The organism is Microbacterium salsuginis (assembly GCF_012524205.1).
In the GTDB taxonomy this organism is placed as follows: domain Bacteria; phylum Actinomycetota; class Actinomycetes; order Actinomycetales; family Microbacteriaceae; genus Microbacterium; species Microbacterium salsuginis.
In genome coordinates this window covers 1-14,455 of the sequence record NZ_JABACI010000007.1, presented here as the reverse complement: position 1 = coordinate 14,455, position 14,455 = coordinate 1, and the positions used below count along the sequence as shown (strand labels likewise).

The following is a 14,455-nucleotide window of genomic DNA, read 5'->3' as shown; positions in this document are numbered from 1 at the left end:
CGCCGGCAGACACTACATCGTGCAACCCGAACGCAAAGTCCCCACCTTCACCACACCCCCCGACCACTGGCCCACCAACGCACCCTTCTAAACCCACCAGGGCCGCTGGGGCCGTCGCGCTCGGTCGTGCGTCACTCCTGGGGATCGGTGATCGTTCCGGTCGGCTCAGCTTCCTCGACGACGTGCCTGAACCCGAGCTCGTCGGCGACCGTGCGACCTCCGTCGACGGCCTCCTCGCGGCTGGAGTAGCTCTGCGACAGCTCGGGTCGTCCATCCACGGCGACCTCCCACTGCCCGCGGTTCGGACGCGTCACGACGGTGTTCGTGGTGTCGGACATGAATCCTCCAGGGTCGATGGACATCCACGATGCGCGCCAGGCCCGGACTCCGCGAGGGGGTTGACGTGCTCGAACGACTGGACGATCGTGACGGCCAGACCGCCCGTCCTCGAACCGGGCGGTCAATCTGCGGCTGACCGCGGCAGCACGCCGATCTCATGTCCTTCGTCGTCCAGCACATGAAGAGCGTCGCCGATGACGACGGCACTATCCATGCCGCCTAACCAGTACTCGTCACCAGGGCAAGCCACCAGCGTCGTGTACATGTCATCGAAGATCACGGTGCCGTTCACCAGGTCCCACTGTCCGCCGAAGGAGTTGCATCCGTCGTGCCCGAGAGCGGTGCCGTCCTCCTCGAGGGTGAGGTGCGCCTCGTGATCGTCGGCATCACCCCAGCGCCCGACGGGCGACCCGGGCCGCAGGGTGTGGCCCGGGGTGCACGCCGCGAGCATCAGCGTGGTCACGGTCAGCGCCGCAAGAGCCAAGGGAGTGGCGTTCCACCTCCGGAGGGGCGTCATGCCGCCATCCTGCCACCGGCGACCACGAGCGCACACACACCACAGAGAGCTCGACCGTCCGGGCGAGCGCGGTCGTCCGTGGGACCCACGTGGTGGGAAGCACCTGCCGCGAGGCCCGATACCTTCACCACGCGGGGGGACGCCCCGTCACCCGGGCGGAACGCGATCGCGTACGACCCACGCGCCGCCGACCCACGCGGGGGACGCCCCGTCATCCGGGCGGAACGCGATCGCCTACGACCCACGCGCTGCCGACCCACGCGCTGCGGAACACCAACCATCCGGCCCCGGAACCGTCACACCCGACGGTGGGCTCCGTCATCCCGCCCGAACGCGGTCACCCTACGACTCCGTGCTACCGAAAACCCTGCCATCGCCCGAAGACCTTTCACGCGGCGCGGCCGGATGCCGCCTTATCGGGACGGGCCGTCGTCATCGGATCCGCTCCCTCAAGGAACTGCTGCCACGTGGAGCCCATCCGGTCCACCGGAGCCGAAGCAAGATTGGTGCCATCACGATATGCGCGCCCGAGGGCGCCGGGCACCGGCATCCGCATCACTCGCCGCGTGAGCCCGCGATGGGCGTTGTACTGGGCGACGAGGTCGGCGAAGGTCAGGACTTCCGGTCCTGCGATATCGGCGACGCGACCAGACGGCCCGCTGAGCGCCAGCTCGGCCAGTCGCGTGGCGACGGCTTCGCCATCCACGGGCTCGAGCCGCACATCACGGGGCGCGAGCCGCAGACTCGACAGCTTCGACGCGACCGGGAGGAGCAGGCTGTGGAGCTGGGCCGCGCGCAGAATGGTGAACGGCACGCCGGACTCGCGCACGATCCGTTCCGTCTCCCCCTTCATACGGACGTATCCGATCGGCACGTCGCCGGCGCCGATCACGGAGATGAGCAGCAGATGGCTCGTCCCGGCACGCTGCGCGGCCTGGACGACGTGACGTGCGCCGACGTCGTCGCTCTTGGGCCCTCCCGCGAGGTGGACGACTGTCGACGCACCGGCGAACGCCTCATCGAGCCCGGTTCCCTCGTGCGTGTCGCCGACCACGTGCTGAATGCCGGGCGCATCGGTGCCGCCGCGGCGACTCAGCACTCGCACGTCGTGTCCCGCGCCGTGGAGAAGAGTCACCACACGGCGTCCGATCGTTCCCGTGCCGCCGGTGACGAGGATAGGTTCGTTCATGGTCTTCGTCCTTTCGTGTCACACACCGCTCGGTGTGTTCGTCGAGGTGTTGACGATCGACAGCGAGGACATGTGACATGACTGATCGAAGAATTCTGGCCCGGCGGTTCGAGACGGCCCGCCCGCGACTTCGGGCGATCGCGCGCCAGCTCCTGGGATCGGATGCCGATGCCGACGACGCCGTGCAAGAGACGTGGCTGCGACTCGAGCGCGTGGATGCCGACGGCATCGACAACCTCGATGCGTGGCTCACCACGGTCGTATCGCGCGTGAGCCTCGACATGCTGCGGGCGCCGCGGCGCACCCGCGAGCACTCGTGGCAGGTGGAGCCGTGGCGGGACGAGCCGGTGGCCGAGGCATCCGACCCCGCCGACGTCGTCGCCGCAGCCGACCGCGTGAACGTCGCCCTCCTGGTCGTGCTCGATGCCCTCTCCCCCGCGGAGCGCATCGCCTTCGTGCTTCACGACGTCTTCGGGCAGCCGTTCGACGAGGTCGCCTCGGTGCTCGACAAGTCACCCGAAGCCACTCGTCAGCTCGCATCGCGAGCGCGACGAAGACTGCGCGACGCACCCGAACCGGCGCGACCAGCGGCGAGCACATCCCGTCGCGTGGTGAACGCGTGGCTCGCGGCAGCCCAGGGCGGAGACCTCCGCGCACTCCTCACACTTCTCGACGAGAAGGCCGTGCTGCACGCCGACTACGGCACGACGACCCGAACGATCGAGGGTGCGGGCGACATCGCCGCTCAGGCCAGCCTCGCCGCACGACTCGCGGCACACTCCACTCCGGTGCGAATCGACGGGATGCCGGGAGTCGCGGCCGTCCTGAACGGACGCGTCGTATCGCTCATGGCGTTCGAACTGCGAGGCGGTCGGATCGCCGAACTGCACGTCCTCGCCGACCCCGACCGGATCGCGAAGCTCGGCGTCGAAGAGGTGATCGCTTCACCGTCGTGAGTTCATGCGCGGGGAACCCGACCGCTCAGCGGCGCACCCACCGGCGGATGCCGACGGCAGCGATGACCATCACGGCGAGCACCATCAGCCACGGTGCGTCGCCGACGATCGCGACTCCTGCACCGGCCAGCCCGGTGAGCAGCAGTGCGTCCAGCACCCACACGACCCGGTTCGCCGCCGAGAGATCGCCCATCGGCGTCGGAATGGGGAAGAGCAGCTCGACCGGCATCGGCGGCTTCAGTGCGTCGAGAATGCGCGCCGCAACAGCGCTCAGCGCGACCACCGCCGCCCCGGCTGCCGGTCCCCACACCGCGCCACCCGTCGCCGCAACGACAACGAGCGCCGCGACGCCGACCACGGCGACGGCCGATATCGCGGGGAAGAGCGAATGCCCGCCGATCATGGCGAGATCGCTCACGCCGTACATGGCTGTGCTCGACATCGCCTCGACGGCGTGACGGATGCCGTCGGTCACCGTCCCCACGGCGACGTAGGCGAGCGCGCCCCCGGCCGCCGCCAGCCACGGCGCCAGGTGGACCGACGCGACCCCCATCAGGATGCCGGCGATGAGCAGCCCGGCAACGCCGATCGCCAGCCTGCCAGGGGTCCGCGCGGCGCCGACGGCGTCGCTCAGGGTGAGACGGAGCGGCAGCGACCGTACGCGATGGACTGCTCGCCATCCGCGACCCGCGTGCGGCGTCGGAAGGTACGCGTTCGCCGCCGACGACACGTCGAGCATGCCGATGTGCGAGGTCGCGGCATCCCACCTCGCTGAATGCGCCAGCACGACCTCGGCCGGCAGCGCGCGAAGGGCCGCCGGCACCGCGAGCGAGCCCAGCGCCACGACGATGACGAACACTGCCGCAGCAGGCGACCAGCCGGCGTTGAAGTAGATCAGCGCGAGCCATCCCATCGGAGTGAAGGCCCCGAGTGCCGGAATCGTCACGCAAGCGACGGTCGTCGTCGCCAGCAGAACCGCGAGAAGGGCGGCCGTCCGCTGCGAGACCAGCTGCCCGACGAGCCACATCATCGCCACCGACACGCCGAGGGCGGCGCCCACGGCGAGGGACACGACGGCGGCGGCGACACCGACGGCGCCCGCACCTGTCCACGCCAGGACGGGAACGGCGGCGGCGAGAAGACCGAGCGAGGCGCACACCGCGACGGCTCGCACGAAGGGACGCGCATGCGCTGCCGAACGCGGGACGGGACTGCGACCCACGGCGAACGCCAGGAACGGCGCCATCGCGACCGGACCCTGGGCGCGGCCGAGGAGGAGAGCACCCGTCCAGAGCGCGGCTCCCAGAACGAGCACCGGCAAGGCCCCCGCCGCCGGGGCGAGGGTCGCCACGCCTGTCGGGCTCGTGGCGGCCAGCCAGATGCCCCGAGCAAGAGGTACGACGGTGACCAGCGCGGCGAGGAGGATCGCGTACCCGAGGTAGGCACGGTCGCCGGCACTGCGGCGGTGCATCGATCGCCACAGGGCGACGCTCGTGCGCAATGCGGAGGTCATGCCGCCGCCAGCAGCACGGTGCGGTCGGTCAGTTCCGCCGCGATGCGGTCGCTGTGGGTCGCGACGACCACGGTCGCACCGGCGTCGCGCCGCCGCGCGAACGCGCCGATCACCGCGGATACATGGTCGCTGTCGAGCCGCTGCTCGGGCTCGTCCAGCAGCACGATGTCGAACGGCCGCACCAGCACCGTCGCCAGGCCGGCGAGCTGCCGCTGACCCGACGACAACTCATGCGGGAACCGATCGGCCAGGCGCGACAGGCCGAGCTCGTCGCCGACCTCATCGGCGGCGGCTTCGGCGGCCGTGGCATCCGCTCCCCACGTCGTGGCGATCAACGTCAGGTGCTCTCGCAGGGTCAGACTGCGTGCGAACGGAGGAAGCCCCAGCGACCCCGCCACCCGACGGCGGAAGACGGAGCTGCGATCATCGACCGCCTCGCCGGCGACGCGGACCGTGCCCCCGCTCGGCGTGATCTCGCCCGCGATGACACGCAGGAGCGTCGTCTTGCCCGAGCCGTTCGGGCCGCGAACGGCCACGGCCTCCCCGCGGTCGACGGCGAGGTCGGTCCGGCGCAACAGTGCCGCGCCGGCGACGGAGACGCTCACTTCCGACACATCGATCATCCACTCGAGTGTTCCAGACCCGGCGGGTCGTGCGCGCGCTATGCAATTGATATGCGTGCATACTATATCCATGACCCTTCTCAGCGAGCACTCCCGCATCACCCGCCATACGCCGGCCGCGGTGTTCGCGCTGTGGAGCGATCCGAGAACGTGGAGCACGTGGGATCCCGAGGTCCGTGCCGTCGAGTCCGAGCCGCCGTGCGCGGTCGGCGCCCGGGGAAGGCTGCGACCCGCGAAGGGGCCCGCGCTGACGTTCACAGTGACCGCACTGCTGCCGGACGAGCTGTTCACCGACACCGCAAGGCTTCCCGGCGCTCGGCTCGAGTTCGAGCACCTCGTCGCGGCGAGCGGAGAGGGCAGCAGAATCTCTGTCACGGTCCGCGTGCGCGGACCACTCGCGGGCGTCTGGCGGCGCGTGTTGAGGTCATCCATGGGCGACGCCGCGCGCACCGGCGTCGAAGGCCTCGTCGCCCACCTGGACGGCGCTTCTCCGAGGGACCGGGGATCCGCGCCGGCTCTGCCGAACCCCCACCGGAACCCGCACCCGCCCGTCGAGGAAGCCACTGCGCATGCCGCTGCAGAGTGAGCATGCGGATCCGTCCGCCAGCACAGGTCTGATGCTCTGGAGGGTGACCAACGCCTGGCAGCGACACATCCGCGCCGCTCTCACGCCCTTCGACCTCACGCACGTGCAGTTCGTCCTCCTGGCATGCATGGCCTGGATGGCGGGCCCCGGTCCGATCACTCAGCGGGCGCTGGCCGAGCAGGCCGGTACCGACGTCATGATGACCTCCCAGGTCGTGCGCGCACTCGAGGCGAAGGGGCTCCTCGTCCGAGCAGCGCACCCGACCGACCGCCGCGCCATCGCGCTCAGGCTGACACCCACCGGCGCGCGACGCGCGGACGAGGCGAACACTGCGGTCGAGGCAGCGGATGCCGCGTACTTCGCGGCGCTGCCCGCGGGGCTGCAGGCGCACTTCCTCGGCGCTCTGCAGCAGCTGCCGCACTGAGACCCGGTCTGCCTCAGCCCCAGGCCGACTCGACGTCGAGCAGTCGGGCGTCGCGACCGTGCAGCGTGAGCGTCAGCTCGGCGGCCGCCTCGAGCTCTTCGCACAGATCGACGGCGCGCACGAGGTCGGGCGCGCACACGACGCTGCCGTGGTTGGCGAGCAGCATGACGTGCGCGTCGGCCGCGGCGGCGCCGACCCCCTCGGCGAGAGCCTCCGAGCCGGGCGGTGCGTAGTCCACCAGCGCGACGCGGCCGAGCGTCTTCACCCGGTACGGCGTGTACGCCGGCAAGGGATCGGCGCCCGGCGAGCACACCAGACACGACACCGCGGTGGCCGCGCGCGAGTGCAGGTGGATGACCGCACCGGCGTCGGGGCGCACCCGGTAGGAGGCCACATGAAGCCCCCACTCCTTCGTCGGCGCCGGGCCCGCCACGTGCACGCCGTCGAGCGTCAGCTCGGCGATGTCGCCGGACTCGACGCGGCGCAGCGACGAACCCGTGGGCGTGATCAGGATGCGGTCGCCCTCGCGGACGCTGGCATTGCCCGAGCTTCCCGGCGACAGGCCCGCCGCTGCCACCGCCCGGCAGGCATCCACCAACAGTCGTGCGCTCATGCGTCCTCCTCGAAGGCGTCGGTGAAGAAGTCCGGTCCTCCGAAGTTGCCGGATTTGAAGCACAGATCGAGCGCGCGGCCGGCCGCATCCTCCGCGGTCGTCCACGCGACGCCGGGCGCCGCGACGCGACGTACCCGCAGCACGTCGACACCCAGGCCGGCCGCGACCGCGCCCGAGGTCTCACCGCCCGCGACGAGGATGCGACGCACTCCCAGCTCTTCGACGGCCGCGGCGGCGATCCTCGCGAGCGCGTCCTCGATGAGCCCGGCAGCCCGCTCGCGCCCCCACCGCTCCTGTGCGCGGGCGACGTCCTCGGGCTCGGCCGTCGCCGACACCAGCGGCACCGCGTGACTCGATCTCACGAACTCGAGCGCCTCGGCCACGACGGCCTCGACATCGTCGGCGAGCGCGTCCACCTCGAGGTCGAAGCGCGGACCCGCGAACGCGGACACCTGCGCACGTGTGCGCTCGGATCCGCTGCCCGACAGCACCAGTGCGCGGCCCGCCGGCGCCGGCGCCACACTCGGCGGCACCCCCGCACCGATCCGCCGAGCGAGCGCCACCGCAAGGCCCGCCGCTCCCCCGAGCAGCACGTCTCCCTCGTGGGCGACAGCCGCGGCCGCGGCATCCAGATCACGGTCCTCGACCGCGTCGAGCAGCACATGCCGCGCGCCGGCACCACGCAGATCCCGGATGCCGGAGGCCACGGCATCCGCCCCCGCCCTGGCCTGCTCGATCGGCACGAAGCCGACATGGTGCGGAGTCTGACGCCCCAGCACGCGAACGAGGTCGGGATCGCGCATCGGCGTCAGCGGATGGTGCGCGAGAGAAGATTCCGACAGCAGCCGGTCGCCCACGAACAGGTGCCCGCGGTGCATCGTGCGTGCGACCGCCGGAGTCGCCGGAGTTCCCACCGAGACGGCCACGCCGAGTTCGTCGACGAGCGCGTCGGCCACCGGACCGATGTTGCCCTCGTCGGTCGAATCGAACGTGGAGCAGTACTTCTGGTAGATGCGGCGCGCACCCCATCCGCGCAGCACCCGCGCGGCGGCGATGCTCTCGGCCACCGCCGACTCGACCGGCGCGGTGCGGGACTTGAGCGCCACGATGACGCACGCGCTCGCAGGCGCCGTCGCGGCGCCGGGCACACCCAGACGCACCTCTGCGCTCAGTCCCGCAGCGGTCACCCCGGCCGCGACGTCGCAGGCGCCCGTGATGTCGTCGGCGATCACGCCGAGTTCGAGCGTCATCGCGCGACCCTCACCTCGACGCCGGCGGATTCGAAGCGCTCGAGCACGTCCGGGTCCACGCGGTCGTCCGTGATGAGCGTGTCGACGATGTCGAGCCCGGCGATGCGCACCGCCGCGGTCTCGTCGAGTTTGCCGGCGTCGGCGAGCAGCAGCACCCGCTCGGACTGTCGGGCGAGCACGCGCTTGATCGCGGCATCCAGCACGTTCGTGCCCCAGAGCCCGTCGAGCCCGACCGCGGTCGCCGACAGCAGCGCCACATCGCACCGCACGGCACGCAGGGTCTCTTCGGCGAGCGGCCCGGCGAAGCTGCGCGTGTCGGGCTGGTAGTGGCCGCCGGCGGCGATGAGCCGCGACTCGGGCTCTCGAGAGAGCGCCTCGATCACGGGAAGCGAATGCGTCACGATCGTCGCCGAACGCAGCAGGGATGCCACGGCGGCGACCGTCGTGCCCGCGTCGAGCGCCACCACCTCCGCGCCGGCGGCCTCGCGGGCCGCGAGTTCGGCGATCGCCTGCTTCTGCGCCGCACCGACCGCGCCCCGGCTCTCGAACGGGACGCCCGCGGACGCGATCGTGGCGCCCCCGGCCACACGCCGCACCACGCCCTGCTCCTCGAGCAGCCGCAGGTCGCGACGCACCGTCATCTCCGACACGCCCAGGCGCTGGGCTGCGGCCGCCGACGCGACGTAGCCGTCGGTGGACACGAGCCGCTCGAGCTCCGCACGCCGCTCCGGCGCTGCCGTGTATCGCATGAGCCCATCCTCCCGTCTCTGACGATTATCAAACAACATTTGCTAAATGTGTTCGAAATGTCACAAACTGGACGTGTGACGCTCGTCCTGGGTCTGGACATCGGCAGCACGACGACGAAGGCCGCCCTCGTCGCCGTGTCCGCCGAGGTGTCGGTCGTGCGCGTCGTCCGGACGCCGACCCCCACGGACGTCACCGAACTCCTCGCCGCCTGTGCCGCCGTCGCCCGCGAATGCCTGGCCGACGCTCGAGACCCGATCGCCGCGATCGGCATCGCCTCGATGGCCGAGAGCGGCACCGCTCTGGACGGCGACGGACGCCCGCTCACACCGCTGCTGCGCTGGGATCGGCGCGTCGATCCCCGACATCTCGACGACCTGCTCGCGCGGCATCCGGAACTCCCCTTTATGACCGGGGTACCGGCGACCACCAAACCCGCCGCCGTCGCTCTGCGCGCCCTTCGCGCCGAGCGCCCCGACCTGTTCCCGGCGATGCGGCACTGGGCCGGCGTGGCCGACCTCGTCGCGCACGCGCTCACCGGTGTGCGCGCCACCGACCACACCCTGGCCACCCGCACGATGATGGCCGGCGGGGACGGCGACGGATGGGATGACGCCGTGCTGGCGTCCACCGGCCTCGCCGCCGGCGTTCTCCCCGATGTGCGAGCACCCGGTGAGGTGGTCGCGCCGACCACCGGCGATGCCGGGGGGTTCGGACTGCCCGCCGGCATCCCCGTCTACATCGCCGGGCACGACCACGCCGTCGGAGCGTGGGCGAGCGGCGTGCGCAACCCGGGAGCGGTCGCCGACTCGCTGGGCACGGCCGAGGCGGTCGTGCGGGTGACGGATGCCGCGGCCACGCGCGCGGCGGTGGCCGATGGATTCTCGGTCGGGCGCACGGTCGACGGCTCGGCGCGCACACTGCTCGGCGGCAGCCGCGCGTGCGGCGCGATGATCGAGTGGTGGGACGCCCAGCATCCCGCCGACCGGCTGCTCGACCGGCTTCGCGAGCTCGATCCGCAGCGATGGGTCACGAGCGGGATGACCGTGCTGCCCTATCCGTCCGGCCGGCAGTGTCCGCGGCCCGACCCCACCGCCGGTGTCGAGATCCACGGAGTCGAGATCCACCGCGATGACACCCACCCGGCCGGACGAGCACGCGCGGTCCTGCAGGGCCTCGTGCTCCACTCGCGATGGATGCGCGAGGCGATCGAGATCCACGCCGGATCTGCCGCCACCGACCTCACGCTGCTCGGCTCGCTCGCCGACCGCATCCCGTCGTGGGCTCCCCTTGCCGCCACGGCCGGCATCCCGACACGCCGCACGACGACCGACGAACCCGTCGCCGCCGGCGCCGCACTGCTGTCGGCGGTGCGGGCGGGCGCGGCATCCCCCGACCTCACTCTCGAGCGCACCGACGTCGCACCCGCGACGGCTGCCGGGCTCGATGACGCCTATCGACGGTTCCTCGAGACCGTCCTCACCGAAGGAGAACGATGACCACCCTCGACGCCATCGCCCGCCCGTCCGGCGCATTCGCCATGGTCGCCATGGACCAGCGCGAGAGCCTGCGCCACATGTTCGACGTCGCGGGCCGCGGCCGGCCCGCCGATGACGTGCTCATCGACTTCAAGGTCGCCGTCGCCGAGACGCTCGGCCCGTACGCCTCTGGATTCCTCGCCGACCGCCAGTTCGGCTTCGACCAGGTGCGTGCAGCCCTCCCCGGATCCGCGGGCCTGATCCTCGCCGTCGACGCCCTCGACCAGGCCGACGGCGGCCCCGTCGAAGACACCGACCTCGACGACACGGCACTGTCCGACATGCCGGAGCAGGTCAAGGGCCTCAAGCTGCTGCTCATCTGGCGCCGCGACGAGCGGCGCGAGGCACGCGTCGAACTGGCCTCACGATTCATCGAAGCGGCACGCGCGAACGGTGTGCTCTCGGTGCTCGAGCCGGTCGTGCGAGCCGCGCCCGGCGAGACGGACTTCGATCCGGATGCTGCGATCCGCGATGCTGCGCGCGAGCTGGCGGCCCTGCATCCGGACCTCTACAAGTCCCAGGTGCCGCTGGCGGGCGCCGGCGACGAGGCGCAGCAGCGCGCGGCGAGCGCCGAGCTCAACGAATGCATGACCGGACCCTGGGTCGTGCTGTCGCAGGGCGTCGAGCGGGATCGATTCGCCGAGGCCGTGCGCGCCGCGTGCCTCGAAGGCGCCAGCGGCTTCCTCGCCGGACGAGCCCTGTGGAGCGACGTCGTCGGCACCGCCGATGTGCGTGGCGAACTGCGCGCCCGCTCGGTCGACCGGCTCAAGGCCCTCGGCGACATCGTCGACGAGACGGCACGGCCGTGGTGCATGGCGACCGGGCGGGAGGCATGAGCATGCGCGTAGGCGTGCTGCACACCGTGCCGGCTCTCGTGCCGGTGTTCGAGGGACTCCTCACCCAGCGCCGCGGCGACCTCGACATCGTGCACGTCGCGGACGGCTCGCTGCTCTCCCGCGCGATCGCGTCGGGCATCACCGCCGACGTCGAGTCCGGCATCCGGGGACATCTCGCCGCACTCCGCGACGCCGGCGCAGCTGCGGCGCTCGTCACGTGCTCGTCCATCGGTGAAGCGGCGACGGATGCCGCGGCCGCCGTCGGCGTGCCCCTCGTGCGCGTTGACCGGGCCATGGCCGGCGAGGCCGTCGCTCGGGCGACGGCGGGATCCGGGCGGATCCTGGTGCTCGCGACGCTCGCGGCGACGCTCGGGCCGACCAGCCGGCTCGTGCAGTCCGCCGCAGCGGGCGCCGACGTCGACGTGCAGGCACAGGTCGTGGCCGACGCCGCGGACGCTCGCGCCGCCGGCGATCTCGCGACCCACGATCGGCTGATCGCCGAGGCGATCGCCGCGGCAGGCGATGTCGACGTGATCGTTCTCGCGCAGGCGTCGATGGCGACCGGCGCGGGCGGCGATCCGCGCGTGCTCACGTCGCCCGAGTCGGGAGCCGACGCCTTCGTCGAGAGCCTCGCGTCGTGACCGCGCCCCTCGTGAGGGGAGTCTCGCTCCTCACCTACGCGGACCGGCTCGCCGGCGACCTGCCTGGGCTGAGCAGGCTGCTCGATGACCAGCTCTCCGCCTTCGACGGCGTGCACGTGCTGCCGTTCTTCACACCGTTCGACGGCGACGACACCGGGTTCGACCCGATCGACCACACCGCCGTGGACCCGCGGCTCGGGTCGTGGAGCGACATCCGCGGCCTCGCCGACGCGCGCGAGGTGACGGCCGATCTCATCGTCAACCACGTCTCGAACCGCTCCGCGGAGTTCGCCGACTGGCTCGAGCGCGGCGCGGAATCACCGCATGACGGCATGTTCCTCACATACGACCGAGTGTTCCCGCACGGTGCGTCCGAAGCCGATATCACGGCGTTCTACCGTCCGCGCCCCGGCCTGCCGTTCACGCCCTATCGCGGCGCCGACGGCCGCCGGCGCCTGGTGTGGACCACGTTCATGCCCTCGCAGGTCGACATCGACATCACCCACCCGGCGGGCGTCGGCTACCTCGAGCGGCTCGCCGACACACTCGCCGCGGGCGGCGTGGGCACGGTCCGGCTCGATGCCGTGGGTTACGCCGTCAAGACCCCCGGTACCGACTCGTTCATGACACCGCAGACCCTCGAGTTCGTCGCCCAGGCCGCCGAGCTGATCCACGCGCGGGGCATGCGCGTGCTGGTCGAGGTGCACGCGCACCACTCGCAGCAGCAGGCGATCGCTCCCCTGGTCGACCTCGTGTACGACTTCGCGTTCCCGCCGTTGCTGCTGCACGCGCTCGCCAGCGGCCGGGTCGACCGCATCGCCTCGTGGCTCGGCATCCGTCCCTCGAACGCCGTCACCGTGCTCGACACGCACGACGGCATCGGCGTGATCGACGCCGGTCCGTCAGGCGATCGACCGGGCCTGTTGTCTCACGACGATATGGCGGCCGTGTTCCGCGGCGCGCACGATGCCACGGACGGGCACTCGTCGGTCGCGTCGGTCATCCCCGCGTGGATGACGCTGCCGCACCAGATCAACGCGAGCTTCTTCAGCGTGCTCGGGCGAGACACCCGACGGATGCTGCTGGCCCGCGCGCTGCAGACCTTCCTGCCCGGCGAGCCGCAGTTCTACTACGTCGGGCTGCTCGGCGGCGTCGACGACACCGGACTGTTCGCACGCACGGGTCAAGGACGCGACGTCAATCGGCACCACTACACGCGTGATGAGGTGCTGCGGGCGCTCGACACCGACGTGACGCGCGGCCAGCTCGCTCTCGCACGGCTGCGGAGGCATCCGGTCTTCGGCGGCTCGTTCTCGTGGGACGCGCCCGACGACGCGTCGCTCGTGCTGCGCTGGCGCAGCGGGCAGCATGAGGCGGCCCTGCGTGCCCGCGTCGACGAGCCCGACTTCGAGATCACGCTCGACGGGATGCCGGTCGACCTGCTGGCGTGACGGATCGGGCGAGCACGAAGCCCTGGGCGTGCTTCTCGCTGGGACGGGCCGCACGGTCGAGCACTGTGTCGATGCCGAAGCCGCGGGATCGGAGCACCTCGCACACGTACGGCGTGTGGTGCAAGTACGCGGTCAGCTCGATGTCGTGGCCGTATGGCCTGTCGAGCCGGCGATCTCCGGTGCCCGCCTGATACCCGAGCAGCAGCACGCCGCCCGGCCGGAGCACGCGGGCGAACTCGTCGAACGCTGATCCCAGTTCGTGCGGCGGCGTGTGGATCACGGAGTACCACGCGAGCACCCCGTCGAACCGGTCATCGTCGATCGGCAGCGCCGCGTGGCCAGCCGTGACGAAGTCGAGATCCGGATGCCGCGACCGGGCCTGCGCGAGCATGCCGGGCGACAGATCGCTGCCGGTGATGTCGAGCGCACGGTCGAGCTCAGTGAGGAGCGTGATCATGCGGCCGGTGCCGCAGCCGGCGTCGAGCACCGATGCCGGGCGCTGCGGAAGGGCCTCGACGAAGTGCCGCACCATCGCGAGATCGACCGGCGCTTCGTATCGGGTGTCGGGGATCATCTCGGCATAGCTCGCCGCCACCACGTCATATCCTGCCCGCGTCGCTTCGGTCACCCCTCGGATGCTACTGCCGCCGCGCGCAGCTTCTCGCTCCACCGACGCGTCCCACCTCCCGGTCCCTCCCCCGAGCATGTGCCTTCCGCGCCGAGCATGTGCCTTCCGCGCCGAGAATGTGCCTTCCGCGCCGAGAATGTGCGTTCTGCGGCGAGGGTGTTGTCGACATGGTCGTTGTGGAACCGGCAAGGTCGCGGAGGAAGCGGCATGGTCGAGGGCGCTGCCCGCTCCTCCTCCACAGGGTGGGGTTCGGGTGCGGGATTCGGGGTTGTCCACCGGGTGGATTAGGAGCCTGATCTGGGCGTTTGGATGTCGGTGGCCCTCGCCAGAATGGAGGTATGACCAGCCTCGCCGACGCTCTGGACGAGCTCGGCGACGCGCTCGCGCGAGTGACCGCTGCGGCGATCGCGGAGGGCGGGCTGCGCGGCGCGGACGACCCCGAGGTCTTGGCGGCGCTCGCCGCGGCCGGGCACATCCGGCGGTCTGCGGAAGGGGTGATGGTGGAGGCGGTCGCGGTGATCACCGACCGTGACGGGTCGGCCGCGCATGGCGACCGGATCACCACCCGGCACGGATGCCGCAACACCCGCGAACTCGTGCAACG

At 71.6% G+C, this 14,455-nt stretch carries 16 protein-coding genes and 1 pseudogene; 8 read left to right on the top strand and 9 right to left on the bottom strand.

What is annotated here, in order from left to right:
• Positions 1 to 131 precede the first annotated feature (131 nt).
• From HF576_RS20070 to HF576_RS20060, 3 genes are all read right to left on the bottom strand, one after another.
• Positions 132 to 338 (bottom strand): DUF2188 domain-containing protein, encoded by a 207-nt coding sequence (locus tag HF576_RS20070; RefSeq protein ID WP_168914628.1) that lies wholly within the window; start codon positions 336 to 338, stop codon positions 132 to 134.
• Between the two features lie 122 nt (positions 339 to 460).
• Positions 461 to 856, bottom strand: coding sequence for an META domain-containing protein (locus tag HF576_RS20065; RefSeq protein WP_168914627.1), 396 nt, complete (start codon positions 854 to 856; stop codon positions 461 to 463).
• A gap of 388 nt (positions 857 to 1,244) precedes the next feature.
• Complete coding sequence (locus tag HF576_RS20060; protein ID WP_168914626.1) at positions 1,245 to 2,045, bottom strand: SDR family oxidoreductase; 801 nt, start codon at positions 2,043 to 2,045, stop codon at positions 1,245 to 1,247.
• Between the two features lie 77 nt (positions 2,046 to 2,122).
• Here HF576_RS20060 and HF576_RS20055 point away from each other — a divergent pair, with 77 nt between their 5' ends.
• Positions 2,123 to 3,001, top strand: coding sequence for a sigma-70 family RNA polymerase sigma factor (locus HF576_RS20055; protein WP_168914625.1), 879 nt, complete (start codon positions 2,123 to 2,125; stop codon positions 2,999 to 3,001).
• A 25-nt stretch (positions 3,002 to 3,026) separates the two neighbouring features.
• On the opposite strand, the gene HF576_RS20050 is transcribed toward HF576_RS20055, so the two are convergent.
• Positions 3,027 to 4,514, bottom strand: a complete 1,488-nt coding sequence (locus HF576_RS20050) for a hypothetical protein (protein WP_168914624.1) — start codon at positions 4,512 to 4,514, stop codon at positions 3,027 to 3,029.
• Positions 4,511 to 5,137, bottom strand: a complete 627-nt coding sequence (locus tag HF576_RS20045; RefSeq protein WP_168914623.1) for an ABC transporter ATP-binding protein — start codon at positions 5,135 to 5,137, stop codon at positions 4,511 to 4,513. The genes HF576_RS20050 and HF576_RS20045 overlap by 4 nt, the downstream gene beginning before the upstream one ends.
• Positions 5,138 to 5,207: 70 nt before the next feature.
• On the opposite strand from HF576_RS20045, the gene HF576_RS20040 reads away from it, so the two are divergent.
• On the top strand, positions 5,208 to 5,723 hold the full coding sequence (locus HF576_RS20040) for an SRPBCC family protein (protein WP_168914622.1): 516 nt from the start codon (positions 5,208 to 5,210) through the stop codon (positions 5,721 to 5,723).
• Between the two features lie 43 nt (positions 5,724 to 5,766).
• Positions 5,767 to 6,147 (top strand): MarR family winged helix-turn-helix transcriptional regulator, encoded by a 381-nt coding sequence (locus tag HF576_RS20035; protein WP_343234368.1) that lies wholly within the window; start codon positions 5,767 to 5,769, stop codon positions 6,145 to 6,147.
• Between the two features lie 13 nt (positions 6,148 to 6,160).
• Here HF576_RS20035 and HF576_RS20030 read toward each other — a convergent pair whose 3' ends face one another.
• From HF576_RS20030 to HF576_RS20020, 3 genes are read right to left on the bottom strand one after another with little or no spacing between them, the layout of a single operon-like run.
• Positions 6,161 to 6,760 (bottom strand): class II aldolase/adducin family protein, encoded by a 600-nt coding sequence (locus HF576_RS20030; protein WP_168914620.1) that lies wholly within the window; start codon positions 6,758 to 6,760, stop codon positions 6,161 to 6,163.
• Positions 6,757 to 8,010, bottom strand: coding sequence for a 3-oxo-tetronate kinase (otnK, locus tag HF576_RS20025; RefSeq protein ID WP_168914619.1), 1,254 nt, complete (start codon positions 8,008 to 8,010; stop codon positions 6,757 to 6,759). Before otnK ends, HF576_RS20030 begins: the two co-directional genes overlap by 4 nt.
• A complete protein-coding gene (locus HF576_RS20020) occupies positions 8,007 to 8,759 on the bottom strand; it encodes a DeoR/GlpR family DNA-binding transcription regulator (protein ID WP_168914618.1) in 753 nt (250 codons plus the stop codon). The genes otnK and HF576_RS20020 overlap by 4 nt, the downstream gene beginning before the upstream one ends.
• Positions 8,760 to 8,834: 75 nt before the next feature.
• Between HF576_RS20020 and HF576_RS20015 the strand changes: the two genes are divergently transcribed.
• The 4 genes from HF576_RS20015 to HF576_RS20000 are packed head-to-tail and all read left to right on the top strand — an operon-like array spanning position 8,835 to position 13,223.
• Complete coding sequence (locus HF576_RS20015; protein ID WP_168914617.1) at positions 8,835 to 10,256, top strand: FGGY family carbohydrate kinase; 1,422 nt, start codon at positions 8,835 to 8,837, stop codon at positions 10,254 to 10,256.
• The gene (locus tag HF576_RS20010; RefSeq protein WP_168914616.1) at positions 10,253 to 11,131 is read left to right on the top strand and encodes a hypothetical protein; all 879 of its coding nucleotides are present in this window, start codon (positions 10,253 to 10,255) and stop codon (positions 11,129 to 11,131) included. Before HF576_RS20015 ends, HF576_RS20010 begins: the two co-directional genes overlap by 4 nt.
• Positions 11,128 to 11,772 carry an aspartate/glutamate racemase family protein gene (locus HF576_RS20005; RefSeq protein WP_168914615.1) on the top strand — a complete coding sequence of 215 codons (645 nt, stop codon included), beginning with the start codon at positions 11,128 to 11,130 and terminating at the stop codon, positions 11,770 to 11,772. Before HF576_RS20010 ends, HF576_RS20005 begins: the two co-directional genes overlap by 4 nt.
• Positions 11,769 to 13,223 (top strand): alpha-amylase family glycosyl hydrolase, encoded by a 1,455-nt coding sequence (locus HF576_RS20000; protein ID WP_343234367.1) that lies wholly within the window; start codon positions 11,769 to 11,771, stop codon positions 13,221 to 13,223. The genes HF576_RS20005 and HF576_RS20000 overlap by 4 nt, the downstream gene beginning before the upstream one ends.
• On the opposite strand, the gene HF576_RS19995 is transcribed toward HF576_RS20000, so the two are convergent.
• A complete protein-coding gene (locus HF576_RS19995; protein WP_168914614.1) occupies positions 13,186 to 13,851 on the bottom strand; it encodes a methyltransferase domain-containing protein in 666 nt (221 codons plus the stop codon). The two genes, HF576_RS20000 and HF576_RS19995, sit on opposite strands and share 38 nt — an antisense overlap.
• Positions 13,852 to 14,189: 338 nt before the next feature.
• Between HF576_RS19995 and HF576_RS19990 the strand changes: the two are divergent.
• Positions 14,190 to 14,455: pseudogene (locus HF576_RS19990) on the top strand (HNH endonuclease signature motif containing protein); the annotation flags it as partial.